The sequence below is a fragment of the Variovorax sp. P1_G12 genome (assembly GCF_056405555.1).
Genome location: NZ_JBFUBW010000064.1, coordinates 1 through 18,196, shown reverse-complemented (window position 1 = coordinate 18,196; position 18,196 = coordinate 1). Strand labels below are relative to the sequence as shown.

Sequence of the window (18,196 nt, the reverse complement as noted above, 5' to 3'; positions counted from 1 at the left end):
CTTCCAATGGCCTCGGGTGCCGGAACGCCGGTCGTCGCTCGCCGCCGCTTCCAGTTGCCCACCGTTGCCACCGGCACCCCCAGCCGGCGTGCCGCCTCGTGGCTGCCGACCGATTCCGCCAGTCTGGTCGCCTCGACCCTGAATTCATCCGTGTACTGCCGTTTCGGCAGCTTGCTATCTCGCATTTCGATTCTCCATACAGCTCAAGTTTCCAACTTCTTGGTGTACGTGAAATCGGGGCAGGGTCAGCCGTGGTCAGGGCCGCATGTCGTTCAGGTCACAGGAGGCTTCGCTCAAGCGCGCTCCCGCCCCTCGCGTTGGGAAAGATGACCGGACTTCAGCCCGCCGGATGCGGGCTGTCGTTCATCCCTGCATCGCAGCGCGCGCCGCATCGGCGAGGAAGCGGCTGCGGTTGGTGTTGTGCGACTGCGTGTAGGCGTCGATCTTGGCCAGCAGTCGGCCTGGCAGCGTGATGTTGATCTTCTCTGCCTTGCCTTCGTAGCGCGTCACATCCACCTCCACGACGCCCCACGTCCATCCCGCGTACTCAGGGTCTGCCATGTGCATGGCCATCGACTTCGGCTTGGGGATCTCGGCGCCATCCTCGGCCAACGCCTCCAGAAAGGCATCGATCGCTTCCTTCGCGTTGTCGAAGGCCTCTTCCAGCGTGTCACCCGCCGAGAAACACCCGGGGAGATCAGGCACGGCGACGCCGAAGGCCGTCTTGTCGGTTCCTGGCTCGATGGCGATGAGGAATTTCATGATGGGCTCCTTACTTCAATCCGGCCTGCTTGAGTAGCTTCTGGACAAGGCCGATGCCCAGGTCTTTCTTCGGATGCGGCACGGTGATGTGACCCGGCTTGACGGGGTGATTGAACACGTGGTGGCTGCCGCGCACCGAGCGCAGCGTCCAGCCATCGGCTTCGAGCTTCTTGATGATGTCTGCGCTGCGCATGGTGGTTATTATAACCACCAACTCAACAAAATAACCACCATACCCACCATACCGCTCGCCGAAGCCCGCCCACGACCCGCGGCGCGCTCTCGAGACCCCGCCACGCCCCCGGTCTAAATGTGTCGAATTCGACTGGGTTGTCGTGGAGGCTCGGCGCCACAGTGGGCGCGGCTTGGCGAGCGGTTCGAGGAGGCGCGCAGCCGTCGGGAAATGACGGCCTTTGAGCGGATTTGGGGTCCCTGCGTGGCGGAACCCATGTCTATGGCACCACGGGCACGCACAGCCAGACTTGCCGGTGTTCCTTGATCGACTGCTTGCCGTCGGCGAACTCGCACTCCCGCTGGTAGCCGGCCATCAAGAATCCCTCACCCTTGGCGTTGGGCAGGATGGTCGGATCGAACATGCTGGCCAAGGAACGCATCCTGGGTGTGCCGTACTCCTCGTACATGTCGACGGCTACGACATACCGCTCCTTGCGATCCGGGACTCGGTGCATCTCCGAAATGACCACTGTTCCTCTCAGGGGAGGGCCACGGCGTCCGAGTGGCAACCGCTCGCCGCCGGGTCCGTGGAGCCTGGTCACTTCGGCGAAAAACATGGGGCGATCGAATCCGGTTGAGACATCAAAATACTGGATAAATATACAGTTTTTTGCTATCGTCATCACATGGAACGCGACGACTGGATTGCTGTGTGCGCCCACCAGCTGCAGCGCCAATGGCGAACGGTGGATCCCGATCAGCTCGACGAGGTGGCTGCCGATCTATGGCGCGACGAACGGTTGCGAGCGATGGCGCCGCAGCGCGCCGCGGTGGAGTGGTTGCGCCCCTTGGCGCCGCTCGAGCAGCAGCCCAAGGCTTGAGAAAAGTTTGGAATGCGCGCTTCCGGCCCGTAGGGAGCGAAAGCGAAAAGGCGCCCATCATTGGAATATGAAATCGGGCTGCAGCCCGCATGGATGCTCACTCCGCGGTCCGGCCTGTCACGCCGGGGGTCGCGGGTTCGAGTCCCGTCCACTCCGCCATACAAAACAACGGGTTACGTGAGAAATCACGTAGCCCGTTTGTCTTTTGGCTTCCTGCCTCTTCCTTCGTGTGCATTCGGGGATGGGCGCTAGACTTTGTTCGCGGTATACCCCGGCACCCCGACCAGATTGCCCGTGCGCGATGGCACACGAGCCGCGCCCTCAGCCGATGTCTCAGCCCACTTGCGCTGAGCTTCCAGGAAATCGTCTTCTGTCATCGCGTGCATCATCGCCGCGGCCGCCACCTCCCTTGACGTTGGAATCGCACCGTTTTCAACCAGCAGAAGCACGTGCTCCTTGCCCCCTCTGACGATGGTGGCCATCAACGGGGTCAGGCCCGACGAGTTTGGACGGTTCTTGTCGAAGGTCGCGTTAGCCAAGAGTTCACGAAGGCGGTCCATGCTGCCTTCCAAGATGGAGAGCTCCTGCTTGACTTCAGCAGCTGAGTCGCGAACTGTTCTGTTCATTGGGAGCCTCGTTCAAAGGTCCGGCCTTGTGAAGACAGCACCCAGCGATGCCGCGCAGGGAGCTAGCCGACGAACTCGGCCGCGCCGCTGACGGCGAACGCTGGCCGTGCGTCAGCCGCCTTGGCGCTCGCGACACGCGGCGCGATGGCCAGGTCGCTTTTGCACATGGCGCGGTCCCACGCCATGATGAAGTCGATGGAGAGGGGCTTCTCGGCTTCAGTCTGAAATGCGCTGTATCCGTCGACAACAGTGACTTCCTGATTCGCGAACGAAATCTCCGACGCATCCTGCAGCACCAGAATCCCGGCTCCGCCCATGCCACCTTGAAGGCTGAAGCTCTGAACGCGCAGGCCGTCGACAACGACCTTCTCGGCGGTTGCAAGGGCTGTGAACAGGCTGACTCCGAATTTGGACATGTGGATTCCAGTGCATCGTCGACGGTCGGCGCTTGTGGCGGGCCAAGGCGCCGTTTCGAGTAGCACCAATGGGTACATCGGAGCATACAGATTGAAACATCTGGCAGCAACACTTGCGAGCCGGCGTTACAGGTTTCTGGCGCCGGACTCGGTAGGTTCAGCCGCGCAAGCGCGGCTAGCACCGGCGATGACGATAAGCGCTGCGATCCTGTTCGCTGCGATTTATCCCTTAACAATATTTGCTAAGGGATAATCTCCGTCTATGGCCAGCTTCCACAATGACGCATTGCAGGTGTTGTATTCCTCTGTCGTCGAGCGAGCCAGGACGCAATCACAGATTCCGCTGCACTCTCCGGGGTCCGCGGCGCGAAAGACTGTCGATGGAAAGACCTACGTCTACTGGCGGATGTACCTGGCATCGGGCAAACACAAGGAAGTCTCGTTAGGCCGCGCAGGAGAGCCAGGGACTGACGTCGCGCTCGAAGCGAAGCGGCTCGAGAGCGCTGAGATGCGCGAGCTCGCGACCGACCTCCAGCTCCTGCGCAAGGCGGGCTTTGCCGCTGCCGACAACTCGTCAGCGCTCACCCTCGCAACGCTCTTCAACGCCGGCATCTTCAGCCACGGTGGCGTGCTCGTCGGCTCCCATGCGTTTGGCGCGCTCCTGAACAGCCTAGGCGTTCGGCTGGCGGCGAACCATGCGAGCGAGGACATCGACATCGGGCGCGCTGGGAAAATCTCGGTCGCCATTCCGGAGGACCGCAGCATTCTCGACATCCTGCGTGAGAGCAGCTTGCCCTTCTTCGAGGTGCCGGAACTGGACCCGCGCAAGCCCTCGACCTCGTTCAAGGCCCGCGGTCAACCAATCAAGGTTGACCTGCTCGTGCCGGGCACCGAAGCGTATGAGACGAGGGCGTTGCCCCAGATACAGGCAGACGCGACCGGACTCCCGTACTTCAGGTATCTGGTCGCAAACGCGACCCACGGTTTCGTCCTTGGCAAAGGACATGTGGTTCCGGTGATGCTGCCGGACCCTGCAAGGTTTGCGCTTCACAAACTCATCGTCAGCACGCTTCGAGACCCGTCGCGCGCGCTCGAGGCAGACAAGGACTGCCGACAGGCCACGGTGCTGATTGACGCGCTGATGGAGAAGTCTCCAGCCTGGCTGACCGAAGCCTGTGAAGACCTGGAGGCGAGCGCTCGCCCTCGGATAGCCCTGGCCGCCGAGCAGGCCAGAAATCTTGTCCCGGGGATGTCTGAGCGTACGCGGGACTTCCTGGCCGAATTGGCTGGCCGCTGAGCTCACAGCGGCGACGCATTGATTGCCTCCGGCGAACCTGAGACACCTGCGGCGGCTAGGCCGCACTTTGCGAGCTCATCACGATAGCGAGGAGAGACCGTCTTCTTGCGGTTGACCTTTGTCCTCCCAGGTCGCGGTGCGTCACCACATCAGAGGCAGGGCAACCCGTTGGTGCCGTGCAGGGCCCGATTCGCCTACTCAATCACGATGACTAACTCGTGAAAGACGCACCTCATATCTCGCAATTCTCAATGTATCCATCGCGTGCTTTTTGAGGGCCAACTTGGATTGCAGAATGACCACGCAACGAGTAGCCCGCACATTGATGAAGCCTGCGAACACTTCTGGAGAATGCCCGCATGTCCTTGCTTTCCGTCAGCCACACGAACTCCAGAGCCGCCGCGTCCACCATGGCCACGTATCGTGATGCGCACTACTGTATCGAGCCGGTGATCGCTTCTCCGGTGGTCCTGCGTATCGGCGAGCGGTCATCGGGGCTGGCCTCGCTGTACAGCCAGATGAATGTGGGCAGCTGCGGATTCGTCACCGCCTGCAATCCTTTGGGGTTGGTCCTTCGAGATGCGGCCAATGTCGTAGCCACCACCGCGTTGTGCCTTGACGTGCAGACGATGGGCCTCGCGCTCCTGCCTGGCGTTGGCCGAGACGGTGACCCGGTCAGCGGCTGGCCAGGCGAGGAGAGCATTGCAGTCTTCGGCATCAGTCGAGACGCAACATGCGAACTGGGGCAACGCTACCAGCAGCACGCCATCGTGTGGGCAGATGCAGATGCTGTGCCCGAGCTGGTTTTTCTGCGATAGCCCCTGTTGCCCGCCTCCACCGAAGCCATGAAGCTGCCGGCCTTGCCCAGCCCACGCTCGACAGACCGAACGCCACACCCACCGAGACGTTGCATTCAAGGTCTCCTGCAATTGCAGCGTTGTCGTTGATGAGTTGTCGAGCCCGCGTCCCGAAGGCGGTTACTTGGGGAACATCAGCTGCGCCTGGAGTCTCAGCGCCCAGCGGGGTGCGTTGTCGGGTCGTTCGACGTTGTAGTAGGCGGAGGCCTGCAGGTTCACCGGCAGCTTGCCAAAGCGGACAATCTTGCCGACGCCCCCGCCCACGGGCACCGTCCACTTCTGACCTGAGGCCGCCTCCCAGTTCGCGGTGATGAGCGGCGACGAGGTCAGGTAGACGCCTCCCGGAAGGTTGTAGTTCAGGAACGGCTGCAAGGTCAGCTGGTTGATCTTCGGATCGGTCGACGAGCTGCTGACCGACCAGATGTTGTTGATCAACGCGCCGTAGACCCAGGGACTGCCTTTCTCGAGCCGAAGCACGACCGCGGTCGGCCCCAGGCCCCAGCGGTCGTTGCCGAGCCGGTCGTTGGTGTGCGTGGGCAACTGCGCCACGGCGCCGACGCCCCAGATCCAGCTGCCCGAGTTCTTCGGTGACAGGAAGCCGTTGAGCTGGATGTCGCCGAGACCGAAGGTGGAGCCTTCGAAAGGCGTGGAAGCCGGCTGCCAGATCAGCGGCATGATGGTCCGCGAGATCAGGTTCCAGTCCTCGTTGAGGCTGAAGGGCACGACCGGCTGGATGTTGAGCACGTTCTGTGTGCGCTCCTCCGGCCCGGTATCGAAGTTGGTGTTGAGCTGGAAGGGCACGCTGATCATGCTGGCCAGCGGGTTCTGCGCCGCCTTGGCGAGTTCCTCGTTGCTCTGTTGCGCGTGGGCAGACGCCGACAGGAGGCCCGCCACCATGACACCGACGGCCCAACGCCGCTCACAGGGGAAGTGGTCCTTGGTTCGAGATCGAGACATGTCTTTTTCTTTTATCGTGATGCGGCGCGCAGGGCGGCGAATCGGCGCGCGAACGCCTCCGACCATTTGTTGAAGGCGTCCTGCGCATAGCTCCAGCTCGTGAAGGAGCTGACGTAACCGTTCATCCATGCGACCGCCGCGGTCGTCGCGCCCTTGTTCAGGTCGGCGGCGTACTTGAGTCCAATCTCGGTGTCCGCGCATTCGCCGACCACCTTGCCGGTGGCGCCGTCTCTGAACTGCGCCTCCAGCCCGGTCTGGCCCATGTAGGGGGTCGAACCCACGGGCCGGCCGGTCGCCGCGCCCGCGCCCATCTCGGCGACGAAGCCGTAGGGCACCGCCGTGCCGGCCAGGCTGGCCACGGTGTTGGTCGGAATCAGGGAGGTCAGCGCAAACTTCAGGCGCAACACGCCCGGGCCAGGCGCATCGACGACTTGGACGCCCGGCTTGAGGTTCCGGACCAAGGCCGCATGAAAGTAGTCGAGCAGCACCTTCAGGTCCGTCGGATCCACTGGACGCTGCTCCGCACCGGGCTCGAGGTAGACCTGGATGCGCTCGATCATGACCTTGTCGTAGCTGCCCCACCGGACGTCCGGTTGCAGCCAGCACAGGAAGCCCTCTCCGCCGGGCGTGGGCTTCAACCGGCCGGGCTCCGTGAGAAATCCGACTTTGCTGACTTTGGCCTCGGCGTTGTTGGACGCCACGATCCCGGTGCTGCTCGAGCCGGGTGTGGAACAGCCGGCAAGGAATGCGCCAGAAGCCATTGCGACCATGGCGAGATAAGGACGAGCTCGACTTCCCACTTTGACCCCTCTTCAGTTTGGGGCCGAGCATATGGGCAAACAGGCGCGCTCGCGCCTGCCCTAAAGGGCAGTAGACGCCGGCCTGGAAAGCGCACACAGTGCACGGACCAGCAAAAAAATGGGCGCGCCGATCTCCATCTCCAATTCGCTGTCGTCGATGACGATGCGAGCGTCCGTCGCTCGCTCGGGAGGCTGAAGTGGCGCTGCTCCTTCTCGCGAGACCTGTCTTCGATTTTTCTCGCCAAGCCAGATCAACTCAAATTTCTTCCACCCCGTACCGGAGTTCCAATCCATGAACGTGCGTCTTTTCTCGCGGCTCGCCGCATTCGCAATGGCTCTCTTGCTCACCGCGTGCGCCGCACCGGGCTCGCAGCAGGCATCGATGACGATCCGCCAGGGCAAGATCGAGCAGATCATGCCGACCGAGATCCCGACCTCCCACCATACCGGAGTGGGTGCAGTGCTCGGCGGACTGGCCGGTGTCGGCATCGGCAGCCTGATCGGCGGTGGCACCGGCCGCGATGTGGCCATGGTGGTGGGCGCGATCGGCGGCAGCGTGGCGGGCAGCCAGATTGCGGAACGTTACAGCAAGCCGCTCGAAGGCCAGCAGATCTTCGTTCGCACCGACAGTGGTGTGCTGGTCGAGGTGACGCAGCCGGTGATGCCCGGACTGCGAGTGGGGCAGCGGGTCTTCATCCAGGGCAATGGCGAGGCCGCTCGCGTCCAGCCCCAATGAGCTGAGCGACAGCACGGGTCACAGGTCCGCATGCCGACCGATTGGCCCCATCAGAATCCTGGCATCGCGAACGCTGGTTTCTTCGAAACGGCACTCGGAGCGTCCAATGCCGAGCGCCCGGCCGGACCGGCCGCAATGCCGCGGATTCTTTTCGCAATTTGAGTCACAGTCCGAGGAGTCAGCATGTCCTTTCGCATTCGTTCCGCAACAGCCATGGTTTATTGCCTTGTCGCCAGTGGCTGCGCCAACTATCAGCCTCCGGCGCCGATCATCGGAGGCTTCATGTCTCCGCTTGTGGCGCGAACCAGCTGCATCGACGCCGTCTCCCGCGAGTACAAGGTGCCAAGGGCAAGCGTGACGCCGACCAGCGACGCGAGCACCATGAGGGAAGGCTTCTACGTCGTCACCCTCAGCATCGGAGCCGGACAACCGGCGATCAACTGCACCGTCAACGAGAACGGCGTCGTGTCCGACGTGATTCGCGCACGCTGAAGCGCGTCCAGCGGAACAAGCCTTCGCCGGCATCCCTGTCTTTCGATAGGCCCCTTGGAATCGTGGTTCGACAAGACATGGAAGCCGGGTGAATTCGAACTCGTGAACTGATCCATGTCCGTCCCGGTGCGGCAGCACCGGGACGTGTCGATGAGCTTGTGCTCCGTCATGAATCCCGTCTTCGCCGCCGGCAACGCCATGGTCATGCCGCGCTTCGGCATCCTCTCAAGTCACGTCATTCCACCCAGGCGAGAATCGGGCTTGGTCACCGAATGGAGTTTTCATGAGTTGGGTCACCATTGTTTGGGCCATGGTCGGCTCCGCGTGCCTCATGCTGGCTGCGGTGCACTTGCCGGTGTGGGTGAAGGATCGGGGCGCCTGGCCGAGTTTGTTCTTTCCGGTCTTGGCGGTGGCGACCGCTGCGCTTGCCTTCTGCGAACTCGTCATGATGAAAGCGCAGGCGCCAGCAGAGTATGCGCTTGCGAATCGCGCGGGACAGGTGGCGGTCTGGCTCGCCACCGTGTCGCAAGTCGGCTTCGTGCGCAGCTATCTCAAAAGCGGTCGCGCCTGGTTGGGGTGGACAGTCGTCGCACTGCGGACCTTCACCTTGTTGCCCAACTTCCTGAGCGGGCAGTCTCTGAACTTCAAAGAGATCTCGGGGCTGCGCGCCATTCCGTTCCTGGGCGAGAACGTCTCGATCGCCATCGGGACGCCCAATCCGTGGATGCTGGTCGGCCAGTTGGCGATGGGCCTGCTCGCGATCTTTGTCCTGGATGCCAGCCTTTCGGCCTGGCGCCGCGGCGACAGGACCGCAGCGCTCACCATCGGCGGCACGGCCTGCTTCTTCGCCCTGGGTGGTGTGGCGCAGGCGGTGGTGGTGTTCTGGGGCTTTGTCGAGGCGCCGATCACGGTCAGCTTGTTCTCATTGGGCATTGTGTTCGCGATGGCCTACGAACTGAGTCGCAACGTGCATCGCGCGGCGACACTGCTGCACGAGTTGCGCGAAGGGGAGGAGCGCATGACGCTCGCCATGCAAGCCGCGAACCTGGGCCTCTGGACGCGTGATACCGCGTGCGGCACCTTCTGGGCGAGCCCGAGGACCCGGCAGCTGTTCGACTTTTCGCCGAACGAGCCGATGGATCTGGAGTCGTTGCTATCGAAGGTGCATGCCGACGACCGCCGCATGGTTCGCCTGGCGTTCTCCGAGGCGGGAGGGGACAGGATTGGCCACTTTCAGACGGAGTTTCGCGTCTTTGTTTCCGATGGCAGCATGCGGTGGATCTCGGCGCAAGGACAATTCGAGTTCGAGCGCCAGCGCGCTGTCCGCAGTCGGGGCGCCTGCAGCGACATCACCGCCCGCAAGGARGCCGAGCAGGAAATGTTGCGCCTGCGGCATGARATCGCTCACGCAGGCCGCTTGTCCGTGATGGGTCAGTTGGCGGCCGCTCTGGCCCACGARATCAACCAGCCGCTGGGCGCCATCCTGCGCAATGCCGAAGCCGCAGTSCTSATGCTGCAATCCGRTCASSCGGACCTYGAGGAGATCCGCGCGATCGTCGACGACATCCTCGCCGAYGACCAGCGAGCGGGTGCCGTGATCGATCGCATGCGCGCGATGCTGCGGCGCCACGAGGTCGAGGTCGTGCCGCTGAACGTCCAAGACCTTCTGGAGAATGTCACGGCGTTGGTCCGTCCCGACGCCGCAGCGCGCCGCATTCGCGTGCATTTGCACGTTGCGCACCCTCTGCCGCCGGTCCTTGGCGATCGCATCCATCTGCAGCAGGTGCTGCTCAACCTGATCTCCAACGGCATGGACGCCATCGACGAAGCCGCACACAAGGTGCGCAGCATTGTGGTCACCGCGATCCATCGCGGTGCCGAGACGGTCGAGATCGCCGTCAACGACAACGGGTCGGGTATTCCCAAGGAGCGGATCGAGCAGATCTTCGGGTCGTTCTTCACCACCAAGCCGACCGGGATGGGCATGGGCCTGTCGATCTCGCGCACACTGGTCGAGGCACACGGAGGGCGGTTGTGGGCCGAGAGCGTGGAGGGTGGCGGCGCCAGCCTGCGCTTTACGCTACCGGTCTCACCGGCCGGCCGGCCAGCGATGGCTGCGCCTGCGCCTGGGCGATCTTCGGAGCAAGTGCGATACACCGCATGAATCGCGCATCCGGACCCGTCCTTGAAGTTCGGCGAGAAGCCCTCTCCAAGGGCAGGCTCCGAATCGCTACTTGGAGGCAACGATCCCMGGKGGCTTCCASGTKCCTGCAYCGGCCGGCAGGATCGAAGGCGGCGWTTCCTTGGGCCAGTACAGGCGCATCACCAGGTAGACGGTGTCGTTCGGCGCCGGCAGCCAGTTGGCTTCGAGCGCCTTGCCGGGCGAGTCCTTCTGGATGTAGAGCGTGAGCGAGCCGTCGGCGTTCTTCTTCATCGCCGACACCATCGGCGAGTTGACGAGGTAGCGGTTGATGGGATTCTTGATCAGAAGCTGGCTCTTGCCGTCGTACATCGTCACCGACCAGAAGGCGTTGACAGGCGGCTGCTGCCCGGCGGGGAAGGTGATCGTGTAGTTGTGCTTGCTGGCGTCGATGGTCTCGCCGGTCGCCGTCACGCGGGTGAAGGGATACGCCGCTTCAGCGGGGTCGTTGCCGTAGACGCCGGACTTGGCCGCGGCAGCACGCATCAGCCAGTCGCCCTTGTAGAAGGCACGATCGCCAAAGAACGAACCGACGCTCCAGCCATTGATGTTCTTCACCCCGCTGGCCGCGAACTTGTCGACCTTTTCGTCGCCTTCCTTCATGGCCAGCAGAACGGCGGCCTTGTGTTCGAGCGAAAGATCCTTGAACTCGAAGGTCTTGCCCGGCCCGATGCCGATGCGCGAGAGCCTGGCCCGCAGGTCCTTGTCTTCCGGGGTGGGCGGCACGTACTGAAGCGCGGCGTCCAGGTACTCGAAGTAGTTCTGCTTGATCCCGGCCGTCGTGGCCGGTACGAAATTGACAGCAGGGGCGGCCGGCGGCGCTGGTTGCTTCAGAAACGCGGAAAGCGGCTGCGCCTTGTAGCCCGCCTGCACCTTCTCGACGTTCGAGATGTCCTTGGGGTTGAAGAGCTGGGTGCGGAAGATGGAGAACGAGTACGGGGTCGTCGAGGTGAAGACCTTCTTGATGCCCGGGGGCGTCTCGCCCTTCCAGTCCGGGCCGACCACCATGTAGTCGCCCGGCGCGCTGCCGGTGGCGCGGCTGCCGATGTAGCCGTAGTTGTAGGTATTGCCGTCGACCAGTTGCACGGAGTAGTAGCGCCGCTTCTCCACGGCGGGCACCGAGATCACCATCGGCTCCGCGCGCAGGTCGAGCCAGAGAATGGAATAGGGCGTGTCGCTGTTGGGCGTGACGACCGCCGTGTCCTCGTAGGTGGCGACGTGGTGCTGGTTGTTGATCTTGTTGAAAGGCGCCTTGAACTGGCTGGACTTCGAGTCCACGGCGAACTCATACATCACCGCATAGTTCATCACGATCGGAAGACCGTAGACGAAGGCCTCTTCCGCGATCGCCTTGGTCTCCGCAATGCTGGGCGCGGCCACGCCTTTGGCGGCATCGGCCTTCTCCCCTCGGCTGATCGGATCGACTTTGCTGGCGCAGCCAACCGTCAGGCCGACCGCCCCGGCGAGCACCATCCATTTCACCAGTTCCGCTTTCATTCTTGCCCTTCTTCGTTGCTAATCGAGAACCCCGCACGATTGCAGCGGCCCGCGCGATGATGACACCGGCCCCAATGGGCTGGCAACTGCCCTAAAGGGCAGTGTCGAAGCCTTTGAGCCCGAGGCCACTGCGTTCAGGCCTTGCGCGCCGATGGCGAAGACCATTGAGTCGGGGGCACGACTTTCTCCGCTCTCGGATCGCCGACGTAGTGGGGGGACATGATCTGGACGCCGGCTTCGTTGAACACGTCGAGTGCGTTGGCGTGCAGCATGTGCAGCACTTCCGCCCGCGTGCGAGGTCTTTCCGGAGCGGCTTGGCAAACGAGGCGGTATTCAATATAGAAGTCTGAAAGCGCGGTCTGGAATACCTGGGGCTTCGGCATGTCCAGGATGCCCTGCGTGCGTCCGGCGGCCTCGATCAGCATGGCCTCGACCTGCCGCCACGGGGTGTCATAGCCGATGGTCAAGACGGTGTCGAGAATGAAGCCCTGGCCCTGCGCGGCGCGCGAATAGTTCTTGGTGACGGATCCCATGATGAGGGAATTGGGGAGGCTGATTTCCTCGCCCAGGCCGGTCCGGATCCTGGTCGTGAAGGTGCTCAGTTCAGTCACGGTGCCTTCCTGTTCCTGGATGCGAACATAGTCACCGATTCGAATCGTGCGCGAATACATCAAGATCAGGCCGCTCGCACCCTGCCCGACGAGGCTCGAGCCGCCGAGGGTCAGCATCAGGCCCACCAGCACGGTAATCCCCTTGAAAGCCTCGCTTTGGGATCCCGGCAGGTAGGGGTAGGCCATCGCGATCGCGAACAACCAGACCGACACGCTGAAGATTCGCCGCGACGGGGCGGCCGAATCGCGATCGAGCCAGCCGATGGCGCCCGCGCCACGCTCGACGCGGTCGAAGACCGGCCGGACCGCGCCGATCACACCGCGCGCAAGCAGCAAGATGACCGCCGCGATCGCCAGATCGGGCAGCGCCCCCAGCACGCCGTTGCCGATATGCCGGAAGACGCCGACCAGGAAATCGCCCAGTTCTTCTCCCCAAGGACGGGTGTAGGCAAACCGGGTCAGCACGAAGACCAGCCATTCGTAGACCAGGATGACGGCGGCCGACCAGGCAACAACGTTCACCAGGCTTCGCGCAATGGCGCGCATGCGCGAGCTGTGGACCAGCGGCGCGCCCGCGACCTGCATGCCAGCGGCCTTGGATTCGAACAGATCGGCGGTGCGCACGAATGTCGCGCGCCGAACGCGCCAGCCGATCCAGATGGCCAGCACCGCGAACAGCGTCGCCAGTGCGCTTTCGGCTGCGCCGCGCAGCAGCATGCGGCGATCCCGCGACTCTCTGGTTGCATCGATTGCACGTCGCAGCGACTGCTGCGTCGATTCCGTGATCGTCTCCAGCGTCTGCGCGCCGGTGGTGTCGACGTCCCCAGGCGTGAGAATCAGCGCGAACTCGCCATCGATCGATACGATGTTGCCCTGGGGCACCTTTTCGACGCTGACCACGCCGGCACCTCCCTTGTTGAGCATCTCTGCGATGGCGCGTTCGAAACGCCTGGCGCGGTCCGCCGGCGTCACGCCAAGGAACGAATCGCGCAGCACGGCCACCTTGCGATTCAGTACCGTCACCTCGGCTGCGTCCGGCGAGGCGGCCACAGGCGACGCGATGGGGAGGCCGGCTTGTGCGGCGGCCATCAGCATGACCAGAACGAGGGCCTGCAATGATCGCCATCCCAAGGAAAAGCTCATGGAGCTGCGCATCGCGATGCGCTTCATCGTTCAGTCGTTCCTCAGTAGGGCGCCGGCACGACGGTGTAGTACACGCCATTGGCGCCGTAGTACGGCCGGAACCAGGTGCTGCCGACCTGGTAGTAGTTGATGCCGGCCTGATTCACGATCACCGCGTCGGGCGGCATCGTCGCGTAGTTCACGCCCATCGAATACACCGGCCGCGCCGCATTGGCGATCGCGGCGCCGGCCGCCAGGCCGACGACCGCACCCGCTGCGACCGCGCCGGCGCAGTTGTAGCAGCCCGCGTGGTAGTACGGTACCGCCATCGGAGCGTGGTAGGGCGCATAGCCCGCGTAGCCGTAGGCCGGCGGGCGGTAGGTGCTGAAGCCTCCGGCGGTCGTGTGCACGGCGCCGTAGCCCGGTACACCGGCAGAGTGCCCGCCGTACATGTTGGTGTGGCTGACCGCGCCGTCCCAGCTTCGCGAGGTGGAGCCGCCCCAGCGATTGTCGTGCGTGGCGCCGCCGAAGCCGCCGAAGGAATGTCCGCCGAAGCGGTTGGCGCTGGCCCAGGCGGCCGCCGTGTCGTGGAAGCTCGCCGCCATGAGCGCCGCCAGCACGAGAGGAAGGACCTTGGTGTTTGTCATGGTGCGTTCTCCCTGCTCTTGGTCTTGGCGGTCTTGGGCGGCTTCGGAGCCGCGAAGGCGATCTTCTTCGCGTTCGCCGCGTTCAGCGCAGCGAAAGCCTCCGCCGCGATCACGGGGTCGAGCTTCCAGTTCGACAGCTCGACCTGGTGGCGCAGCTGCAACGGGTCGCCGCGGAACACCGCGCGCATCTTGCGCGGCAGCTTGTCGTCGGCGCCGATCCAGATCTGCATGAACATCTGGTCGCTGGCGATGGCCACCATCTCGGTGGACGTGCCGCCGACAACCTTCGACGGGCCGATGTAGAAGGCCTTGACGAGGCCGTCGGTGAGCGCCTTGAAAGGGTCGCTGCCGACGACGTCGGCGAAGGGGAAGTAGATCGCGGCGTGGTCGAAGGCCTGCTTGAGCATGGCATCGATGGTGGGCGGTGCCGGCGCCACGGCGACCAGGTTCTCGGCCGGCGCGAAGGCCGTGATGGTCTTGCCGTCGTAGGAGAACTCCGAGGCGGGCCCGTCCCCGAGAGTGACCACGCGCAGCCTGTCGGGGCGCTGCAGCAACACCTCGGAGGTGGTTCCGTAGGCCAGCGCGGGGCCGACGCTGCTCGGGCTTTCGTAGGTGGCGACCGCCGTGAACGACATCGAATGGGGGGTCGTCAGAGCGCCGCCCATCGCGCGCAGCAGGTCGATGGCCTTGGCTTCGAGTTCAGGCTGGGTCGACTTGGCCGCTGATTTGGCTGCCGCCCTGGCGGGCTTGGCGGGTGGCGGCTGCTGTGCATTTGCATTCGCCATCAGCGACAGGCCCAGCGCGACCAGCATGGTGCAGGCGCAGCGTTGGAGTTGGATCATTGCTGATTTCCTTTTTCGACGTTGACGGACCGCAGGCCCGGATCGGATGCGGCTTGCGCCGTGCGGCTCGTTTCAGCGCTCAGGATAGTGGCAATGGCGTTCGCGCACACCTTCCCTTTCGGGAAGTAGCCGGCGAGCCACCCGCCCGGCGCTCGATACGGGACTGCCGCTCAGAGGCAGGATGCGTCGGTTTGCCGAAACCGGGGCGAGCTATGCTTGGCCGTCTCGGCCGGTCACGCGCATCATCCGCAGGCACACCTCAACCTCATTTCCAACGGTAGGGATTCGATGAAATTCGCCGCAGCATGAACGTGACCGAACCCACCGTCTACCTTGTCGACGACGACGTGTCGTTTCTCACCGCCACGTCCCGACTGCTGCTCGTCAGTGGTTTCACCGTGAAGGCCTTCCTGTCCGCCAGTGAGTTTCTTGCGACGTGCAGCAACGACGCACGGGGTTGCGTGGTGGCGGATTTGCAGATGCCCGGATTGAACGGGCTCGACCTGCAATCGGCGCTCGCGCAGACACGCAACCCGCTCCCGCTCCTCTTTCTTACCGGACAGGGCGACATTGCTTCGACCGTGCGGGCGATGCGCGGCGGCGCGGAGGACTTTCTCGAAAAACGAGCCCCCAAGGAGGAACTGCTCGACGCAGTAAGGCGCGCCCTGGCGCGGGACGGGCATGAGCGCGAGGCGAGGGCTCGCCAACATGAGCGGGAGGAGCGCTTCAGCGCCCTGTCGGTGCGAGAGTCCGAGGTACTCTCCCACGTCCTGCGGGGCCGCCTCAACAAGCAGATTGCCGGCGATCTGGGAATCAACGAACGCACCGTGAAACTGCACCGTACGGCGATCATGATGAAACTGGGGGTAGGGTCCGTCGCGGCGCTCACGCGGCTGTCGCAGGAGGCGGGTGTCTTGACGGCGGCCGCGCCCACCTTCCCTAAGGGGAAGTAGACAGCGGGCTCGGGGGCGCCGAAAGTGCACGTCGACCTCCGATGAGCATCATCACCCCCATCTATGTCGCCCTCGTCGATGACGACGAGAGCCTTTGCCGATCTCTTGGCAGGCTGCTGCGCGCGTCGGGGATGCAGCCGATCTCCTATGGCTCGGCAGAAGCGTTCCTCGCAGACACGAAGCAGCCCCGGTTCGACTGCCTGGTGTTCGATGTCCAGCTCGGGGGGATGTCGGGCATCGAGCTGGCCCAGCGCCTGGTCGCGGAAGGCGGACACGCGCCGTTCATTTTCATCACCGCGCACGACGACCCCGAAACGTGTGCCGCGGCGCAAGCCGTCGGATGTGCGGCCTACTTTCGCAAGATCGATACCGGTGCCGATGTTCTCGAGGCCATCCGCCGAGCGGCGGCCGGCTGAGCATGGATATCCCGTTGAAGCGCTGTCGAGGCTCAGCCTCGGTCACGATGAAGCCGGCCGGCTGTTGTGTCTTCGTGCAACGGACGAAGAGCCCGGCGACAAGCACAACGTAGGCGCTCGCCCACACCTTCCCCTTCGGGCAGTAGACGGCGAACGCCCTGCAAGCCCACAGTGCGCCGATGGGACTCGCGTGCCTCGAAGGCCGTGGCGCACCGTCAAGTGAAGCTTGAAGCGCACCACACGAGCCCTATGAACCCAGTCACCTTCTCCAGCACCGAACACATGGATTTTCGTCTTCATCTTCGCAGCCTGACCGCCGCACTCGCATTCGCCATGGGCGTGCTGGCGCCGACGCTGTCAGCTGCACAACAGTCGCGGGTCGACCCTGCTGCCGACCACTGGCGGTACAGCCTCTCGGTGTACGGCTATCTGCCAAGCCTGAGCGGCTCGACGAGCGCACCGGGGAGCACGGGTGGCGCGTCCATCAACGTCAGCGCCGACAAGATCATCGACAAGCTGAAGTTCACGTTCATGGGTTCGTTGGACGCGCACAACGGGCGATGGGGCTTCTTCACCGATCTCATCTATCTCGACCTCGGCGGCAGCAAGACCCGCAGCCGCTACTTCACGATCGGGGACGTCGGGCTCCCGGCGGGCACCACGGCAGATCTCGGCTTGAATCTCGAGGGTTCGATCTGGACATCGGCGGGCGAGTACCGCGTGGTGTCCGATCCGGCGTTGACGCTGGACCTGCTCGCCGGCGCGCGCATGTTCCGCCTGCGGCAAATCTTGAGCTGGAACATCGCCGGCGACCTCGGGCCGGTCGCGACCGCCGCGCGTGTCGGCAGCGTCAAGCACAGCGAAACCCTGTGGGACGGCATCGTCGGCGTCAAGGGGCGGTATGCCCTTGGCGAATCCGGGAAGTGGTCGCTTCCGTTCTATGTCGATGTCGGCACCGGCGAGTCCCGCCTGACCTGGCAGGCGGCCGGCGGCATCAGCTACGCGTACGCCTGGGGTGAACTGAGCGCCATGTGGCGCTATCTCGCCTACGACATGAAGTCGGGCAAGGCCGTCAAGGACCTCAATTTCAGCGGGCCGCTGCTCGGCGCGACCTTTCGTTGGTGAGCGACCGCGGGCGGGCATGGCGACATGGATGGGATTCCACGTCGCGTACTGCCCGAAAGGGAAGGTGCGCAAGATCGCCTTTGCCGATACGCTTTGAGGAGGAGAAGGTCGCCTCCGTGGCAGAGATCATCGGCAGTTCGCCGCAATCCGGCGCGCATGCCGCAGCCTGGTTTCCTCCGTGCGAAGTCGACAGACTCGGCTGCGGCCTTTTCAAAGTTGGTAACCGCTGCAGCATCCTCGGCCATTCAACCATCTGGACACCGACATGCCACCAACAATTCCACCGGAAGGTGCGGTTGCACCTGAACCGTTGCCTGTTCCTGTGTCGTCGGCGACATGGGTCGCCACGCGCGCCGCCAAGACGCAGCGCCAGGACATGACGCGACTCGTGCTCGGTCTCCTGAAGCCCTACCACGGCTGGCTGGTGATCGTGTTCGCCGCCATGATGGTCGAGATCGTCATGAGCCTGGCGGCCCCCTGGCCCCTCAAACTGGTGCTCGACGATGCGCTCGGCACCCACCACCTGCCGCACTGGCTCGAATGGGCGCATCAGTGGGGCATCGGCCGCCACACGCTGGGCGTGGCGCTGTTCGCCGGGATCGCCACCGTGATGATCGCGGTCATCGGCGGCATCGCGACCTACATCGACAACTACTACACCACCAGCATCGGGCAGTGGGTCGCCAACGACCTGCGGCTGCGCATCTACGAGCACCTGCACCGGCTGTCGCTGGCGTTCTACGACAGCGCCAAGACCGGCACCCTGATGTCGACCATCACGAGCC

The 18,196-nt window shown here is 63.9% G+C and carries 23 protein-coding genes; 10 read left to right on the top strand and 13 right to left on the bottom strand.

Features of this window, described 5'->3' with window-relative positions; genetic code table 11:
* From AC1D2O_RS36690 to AC1D2O_RS36675, 4 genes are all read right to left on the bottom strand, one after another.
* A partial coding sequence (locus AC1D2O_RS36690) for a transposase (protein ID WP_477650651.1) occupies positions 1 to 185 on the bottom strand: 185 nt, incomplete at its 3' end.
* Between the two features lie 178 nt (positions 186 to 363).
* Complete coding sequence (locus tag AC1D2O_RS36685; protein ID WP_477650652.1) at positions 364 to 762, bottom strand: type II toxin-antitoxin system HicB family antitoxin; 399 nt, start codon at positions 760 to 762, stop codon at positions 364 to 366.
* A gap of 10 nt (positions 763 to 772) precedes the next feature.
* Positions 773 to 955: a type II toxin-antitoxin system HicA family toxin gene (locus AC1D2O_RS36680; protein ID WP_477650653.1), complete on the bottom strand. Its 183-nt coding sequence runs from the start codon at positions 953 to 955 to the stop codon at positions 773 to 775.
* A gap of 259 nt (positions 956 to 1,214) precedes the next feature.
* Positions 1,215 to 1,367, bottom strand: coding sequence for a hypothetical protein (locus AC1D2O_RS36675; protein WP_478158841.1), 153 nt, complete (start codon positions 1,365 to 1,367; stop codon positions 1,215 to 1,217).
* Between the two features lie 255 nt (positions 1,368 to 1,622).
* On the opposite strand from AC1D2O_RS36675, the gene AC1D2O_RS36670 reads away from it, so the two are divergent.
* Complete coding sequence (locus AC1D2O_RS36670) at positions 1,623 to 1,817, top strand: hypothetical protein (protein WP_477650655.1); 195 nt, start codon at positions 1,623 to 1,625, stop codon at positions 1,815 to 1,817.
* A gap of 248 nt (positions 1,818 to 2,065) precedes the next feature.
* On the opposite strand, the gene AC1D2O_RS36665 is transcribed toward AC1D2O_RS36670, so the two are convergent.
* Positions 2,066 to 2,443, bottom strand: coding sequence for a hypothetical protein (locus tag AC1D2O_RS36665; protein WP_478158840.1), 378 nt, complete (start codon positions 2,441 to 2,443; stop codon positions 2,066 to 2,068).
* Positions 2,444 to 2,505: 62 nt separating this feature from the next.
* Positions 2,506 to 2,859, bottom strand: a complete 354-nt coding sequence (locus tag AC1D2O_RS36660; RefSeq protein WP_477650388.1) for a hypothetical protein — start codon at positions 2,857 to 2,859, stop codon at positions 2,506 to 2,508.
* A gap of 262 nt (positions 2,860 to 3,121) precedes the next feature.
* Here AC1D2O_RS36660 and AC1D2O_RS36655 point away from each other — a divergent pair, with 262 nt between their 5' ends.
* Positions 3,122 to 4,156 carry a GSU2403 family nucleotidyltransferase fold protein gene (locus AC1D2O_RS36655; protein ID WP_477650387.1) on the top strand — a complete coding sequence of 345 codons (1,035 nt, stop codon included), beginning with the start codon at positions 3,122 to 3,124 and terminating at the stop codon, positions 4,154 to 4,156.
* A 359-nt stretch (positions 4,157 to 4,515) separates the two neighbouring features.
* Positions 4,516 to 4,974 carry a DUF3293 domain-containing protein gene (locus AC1D2O_RS36650; protein ID WP_478158839.1) on the top strand — a complete coding sequence of 153 codons (459 nt, stop codon included), beginning with the start codon at positions 4,516 to 4,518 and terminating at the stop codon, positions 4,972 to 4,974.
* Between the two features lie 159 nt (positions 4,975 to 5,133).
* On the opposite strand, the gene AC1D2O_RS36645 is transcribed toward AC1D2O_RS36650, so the two are convergent.
* From AC1D2O_RS36645 to AC1D2O_RS36635, 3 genes are all read right to left on the bottom strand, one after another.
* Positions 5,134 to 5,970 (bottom strand): transporter family protein, encoded by an 837-nt coding sequence (locus AC1D2O_RS36645; protein WP_477650385.1) that lies wholly within the window; start codon positions 5,968 to 5,970, stop codon positions 5,134 to 5,136.
* Between the two features lie 11 nt (positions 5,971 to 5,981).
* Positions 5,982 to 6,671, bottom strand: coding sequence for a DUF3313 domain-containing protein (locus AC1D2O_RS36640; protein WP_478158838.1), 690 nt, complete (start codon positions 6,669 to 6,671; stop codon positions 5,982 to 5,984).
* Between the two features lie 159 nt (positions 6,672 to 6,830).
* Positions 6,831 to 7,064 (bottom strand): hypothetical protein, encoded by a 234-nt coding sequence (locus AC1D2O_RS36635; protein WP_478158837.1) that lies wholly within the window; start codon positions 7,062 to 7,064, stop codon positions 6,831 to 6,833.
* Between AC1D2O_RS36635 and AC1D2O_RS36630 the strand changes: the two genes are divergently transcribed.
* The 3 genes from AC1D2O_RS36630 (at position 7,063) to AC1D2O_RS36620 (ending at position 10,162) form a co-directional block, all read left to right on the top strand.
* Positions 7,063 to 7,506 (top strand): outer membrane lipoprotein, encoded by a 444-nt coding sequence (locus AC1D2O_RS36630; RefSeq protein ID WP_478158836.1) that lies wholly within the window; start codon positions 7,063 to 7,065, stop codon positions 7,504 to 7,506. The genes AC1D2O_RS36635 and AC1D2O_RS36630 overlap by 2 nt on opposite strands.
* A gap of 183 nt (positions 7,507 to 7,689) precedes the next feature.
* Positions 7,690 to 7,998 (top strand): hypothetical protein, encoded by a 309-nt coding sequence (locus AC1D2O_RS36625; RefSeq protein ID WP_478094381.1) that lies wholly within the window; start codon positions 7,690 to 7,692, stop codon positions 7,996 to 7,998.
* A 283-nt stretch (positions 7,999 to 8,281) separates the two neighbouring features.
* Positions 8,282 to 10,162: a sensor histidine kinase gene (locus AC1D2O_RS36620; RefSeq protein ID WP_478158835.1), complete on the top strand. Its 1,881-nt coding sequence runs from the start codon at positions 8,282 to 8,284 to the stop codon at positions 10,160 to 10,162.
* Between the two features lie 66 nt (positions 10,163 to 10,228).
* Here the strand turns inward: AC1D2O_RS36620 and AC1D2O_RS36615 are convergent, their stop codons facing one another.
* The 4 genes from AC1D2O_RS36615 to AC1D2O_RS36600 form a co-directional block, all read right to left on the bottom strand.
* Positions 10,229 to 11,695 carry a DUF1254 domain-containing protein gene (locus AC1D2O_RS36615; protein WP_478158834.1) on the bottom strand — a complete coding sequence of 489 codons (1,467 nt, stop codon included), beginning with the start codon at positions 11,693 to 11,695 and terminating at the stop codon, positions 10,229 to 10,231.
* A 134-nt stretch (positions 11,696 to 11,829) separates the two neighbouring features.
* Positions 11,830 to 13,476: a mechanosensitive ion channel family protein gene (locus AC1D2O_RS36610; protein ID WP_478158833.1), complete on the bottom strand. Its 1,647-nt coding sequence runs from the start codon at positions 13,474 to 13,476 to the stop codon at positions 11,830 to 11,832.
* A gap of 14 nt (positions 13,477 to 13,490) precedes the next feature.
* Positions 13,491 to 14,075: a hypothetical protein gene (locus tag AC1D2O_RS36605; RefSeq protein WP_478094716.1), complete on the bottom strand. Its 585-nt coding sequence runs from the start codon at positions 14,073 to 14,075 to the stop codon at positions 13,491 to 13,493.
* A complete protein-coding gene (locus AC1D2O_RS36600; protein WP_478158832.1) occupies positions 14,072 to 14,917 on the bottom strand; it encodes a DUF2092 domain-containing protein in 846 nt (281 codons plus the stop codon). Before AC1D2O_RS36600 ends, AC1D2O_RS36605 begins: the two co-directional genes overlap by 4 nt.
* A gap of 305 nt (positions 14,918 to 15,222) precedes the next feature.
* Between AC1D2O_RS36600 and AC1D2O_RS36595 the strand changes: the two genes are divergently transcribed.
* The 4 genes from AC1D2O_RS36595 to AC1D2O_RS36580 form a co-directional block, all read left to right on the top strand.
* On the top strand, positions 15,223 to 15,870 hold the full coding sequence (locus AC1D2O_RS36595; protein ID WP_478094183.1) for a response regulator transcription factor: 648 nt from the start codon (positions 15,223 to 15,225) through the stop codon (positions 15,868 to 15,870).
* Between the two features lie 41 nt (positions 15,871 to 15,911).
* Complete coding sequence (locus AC1D2O_RS36590) at positions 15,912 to 16,286, top strand: response regulator transcription factor (protein ID WP_478094181.1); 375 nt, start codon at positions 15,912 to 15,914, stop codon at positions 16,284 to 16,286.
* Between the two features lie 333 nt (positions 16,287 to 16,619).
* A complete protein-coding gene (locus AC1D2O_RS36585) occupies positions 16,620 to 17,411 on the top strand; it encodes a hypothetical protein (RefSeq protein ID WP_478158831.1) in 792 nt (263 codons plus the stop codon).
* Positions 17,412 to 17,733: 322 nt separating this feature from the next.
* Positions 17,734 to 18,196 (top strand): ABC transporter transmembrane domain-containing protein (locus AC1D2O_RS36580; RefSeq protein ID WP_478158830.1); only part of this gene is annotated, 463 nt, incomplete at its 3' end.

Excerpts from the sequence above, each read along its gene's own strand:
- AC1D2O_RS36605 (WP_478094716.1), bottom strand. The coding sequence starts at position 14,075 with ATGACAAACACCAAGGTCCTTCCTCTCGTGCTGGCGGCGCTCATGGCG.
- AC1D2O_RS36630 (WP_478158836.1), top strand. The coding sequence starts at position 7,063 with ATGAACGTGCGTCTTTTCTCGCGGCTCGCCGCATTCGCAATGGCTCTC.
- AC1D2O_RS36670 (WP_477650655.1), top strand. The coding sequence starts at position 1,623 with ATGGAACGCGACGACTGGATTGCTGTGTGCGCCCACCAGCTGCAGCGC.
- AC1D2O_RS36600 (WP_478158832.1), bottom strand. The coding sequence starts at position 14,917 with ATGATCCAACTCCAACGCTGCGCCTGCACCATGCTGGTCGCGCTGGGC.
- AC1D2O_RS36590 (WP_478094181.1), top strand. The coding sequence starts at position 15,912 with ATGAGCATCATCACCCCCATCTATGTCGCCCTCGTCGATGACGACGAG.
- AC1D2O_RS36685 (WP_477650652.1), bottom strand. The coding sequence starts at position 762 with ATGAAATTCCTCATCGCCATCGAGCCAGGAACCGACAAGACGGCCTTC.
- AC1D2O_RS36650 (WP_478158839.1), top strand. The coding sequence starts at position 4,516 with ATGTCCTTGCTTTCCGTCAGCCACACGAACTCCAGAGCCGCCGCGTCC.
- AC1D2O_RS36625 (WP_478094381.1), top strand. The coding sequence starts at position 7,690 with ATGTCCTTTCGCATTCGTTCCGCAACAGCCATGGTTTATTGCCTTGTC.
- AC1D2O_RS36655 (WP_477650387.1), top strand. The coding sequence starts at position 3,122 with ATGGCCAGCTTCCACAATGACGCATTGCAGGTGTTGTATTCCTCTGTC.
- AC1D2O_RS36645 (WP_477650385.1), bottom strand. The coding sequence starts at position 5,970 with ATGTCTCGATCTCGAACCAAGGACCACTTCCCCTGTGAGCGGCGTTGG.
- AC1D2O_RS36610 (WP_478158833.1), bottom strand. The coding sequence starts at position 13,476 with ATGAAGCGCATCGCGATGCGCAGCTCCATGAGCTTTTCCTTGGGATGG.
- AC1D2O_RS36680 (WP_477650653.1), bottom strand. The coding sequence starts at position 955 with ATGCGCAGCGCAGACATCATCAAGAAGCTCGAAGCCGATGGCTGGACG.
- AC1D2O_RS36665 (WP_478158840.1), bottom strand. The coding sequence starts at position 2,443 with ATGAACAGAACAGTTCGCGACTCAGCTGCTGAAGTCAAGCAGGAGCTC.
- AC1D2O_RS36585 (WP_478158831.1), top strand. The coding sequence starts at position 16,620 with ATGGGCGTGCTGGCGCCGACGCTGTCAGCTGCACAACAGTCGCGGGTC.
- AC1D2O_RS36660 (WP_477650388.1), bottom strand. The coding sequence starts at position 2,859 with ATGTCCAAATTCGGAGTCAGCCTGTTCACAGCCCTTGCAACCGCCGAG.
- AC1D2O_RS36595 (WP_478094183.1), top strand. The coding sequence starts at position 15,223 with ATGAACGTGACCGAACCCACCGTCTACCTTGTCGACGACGACGTGTCG.
- AC1D2O_RS36635 (WP_478158837.1), bottom strand. The coding sequence starts at position 7,064 with ATGGATTGGAACTCCGGTACGGGGTGGAAGAAATTTGAGTTGATCTGG.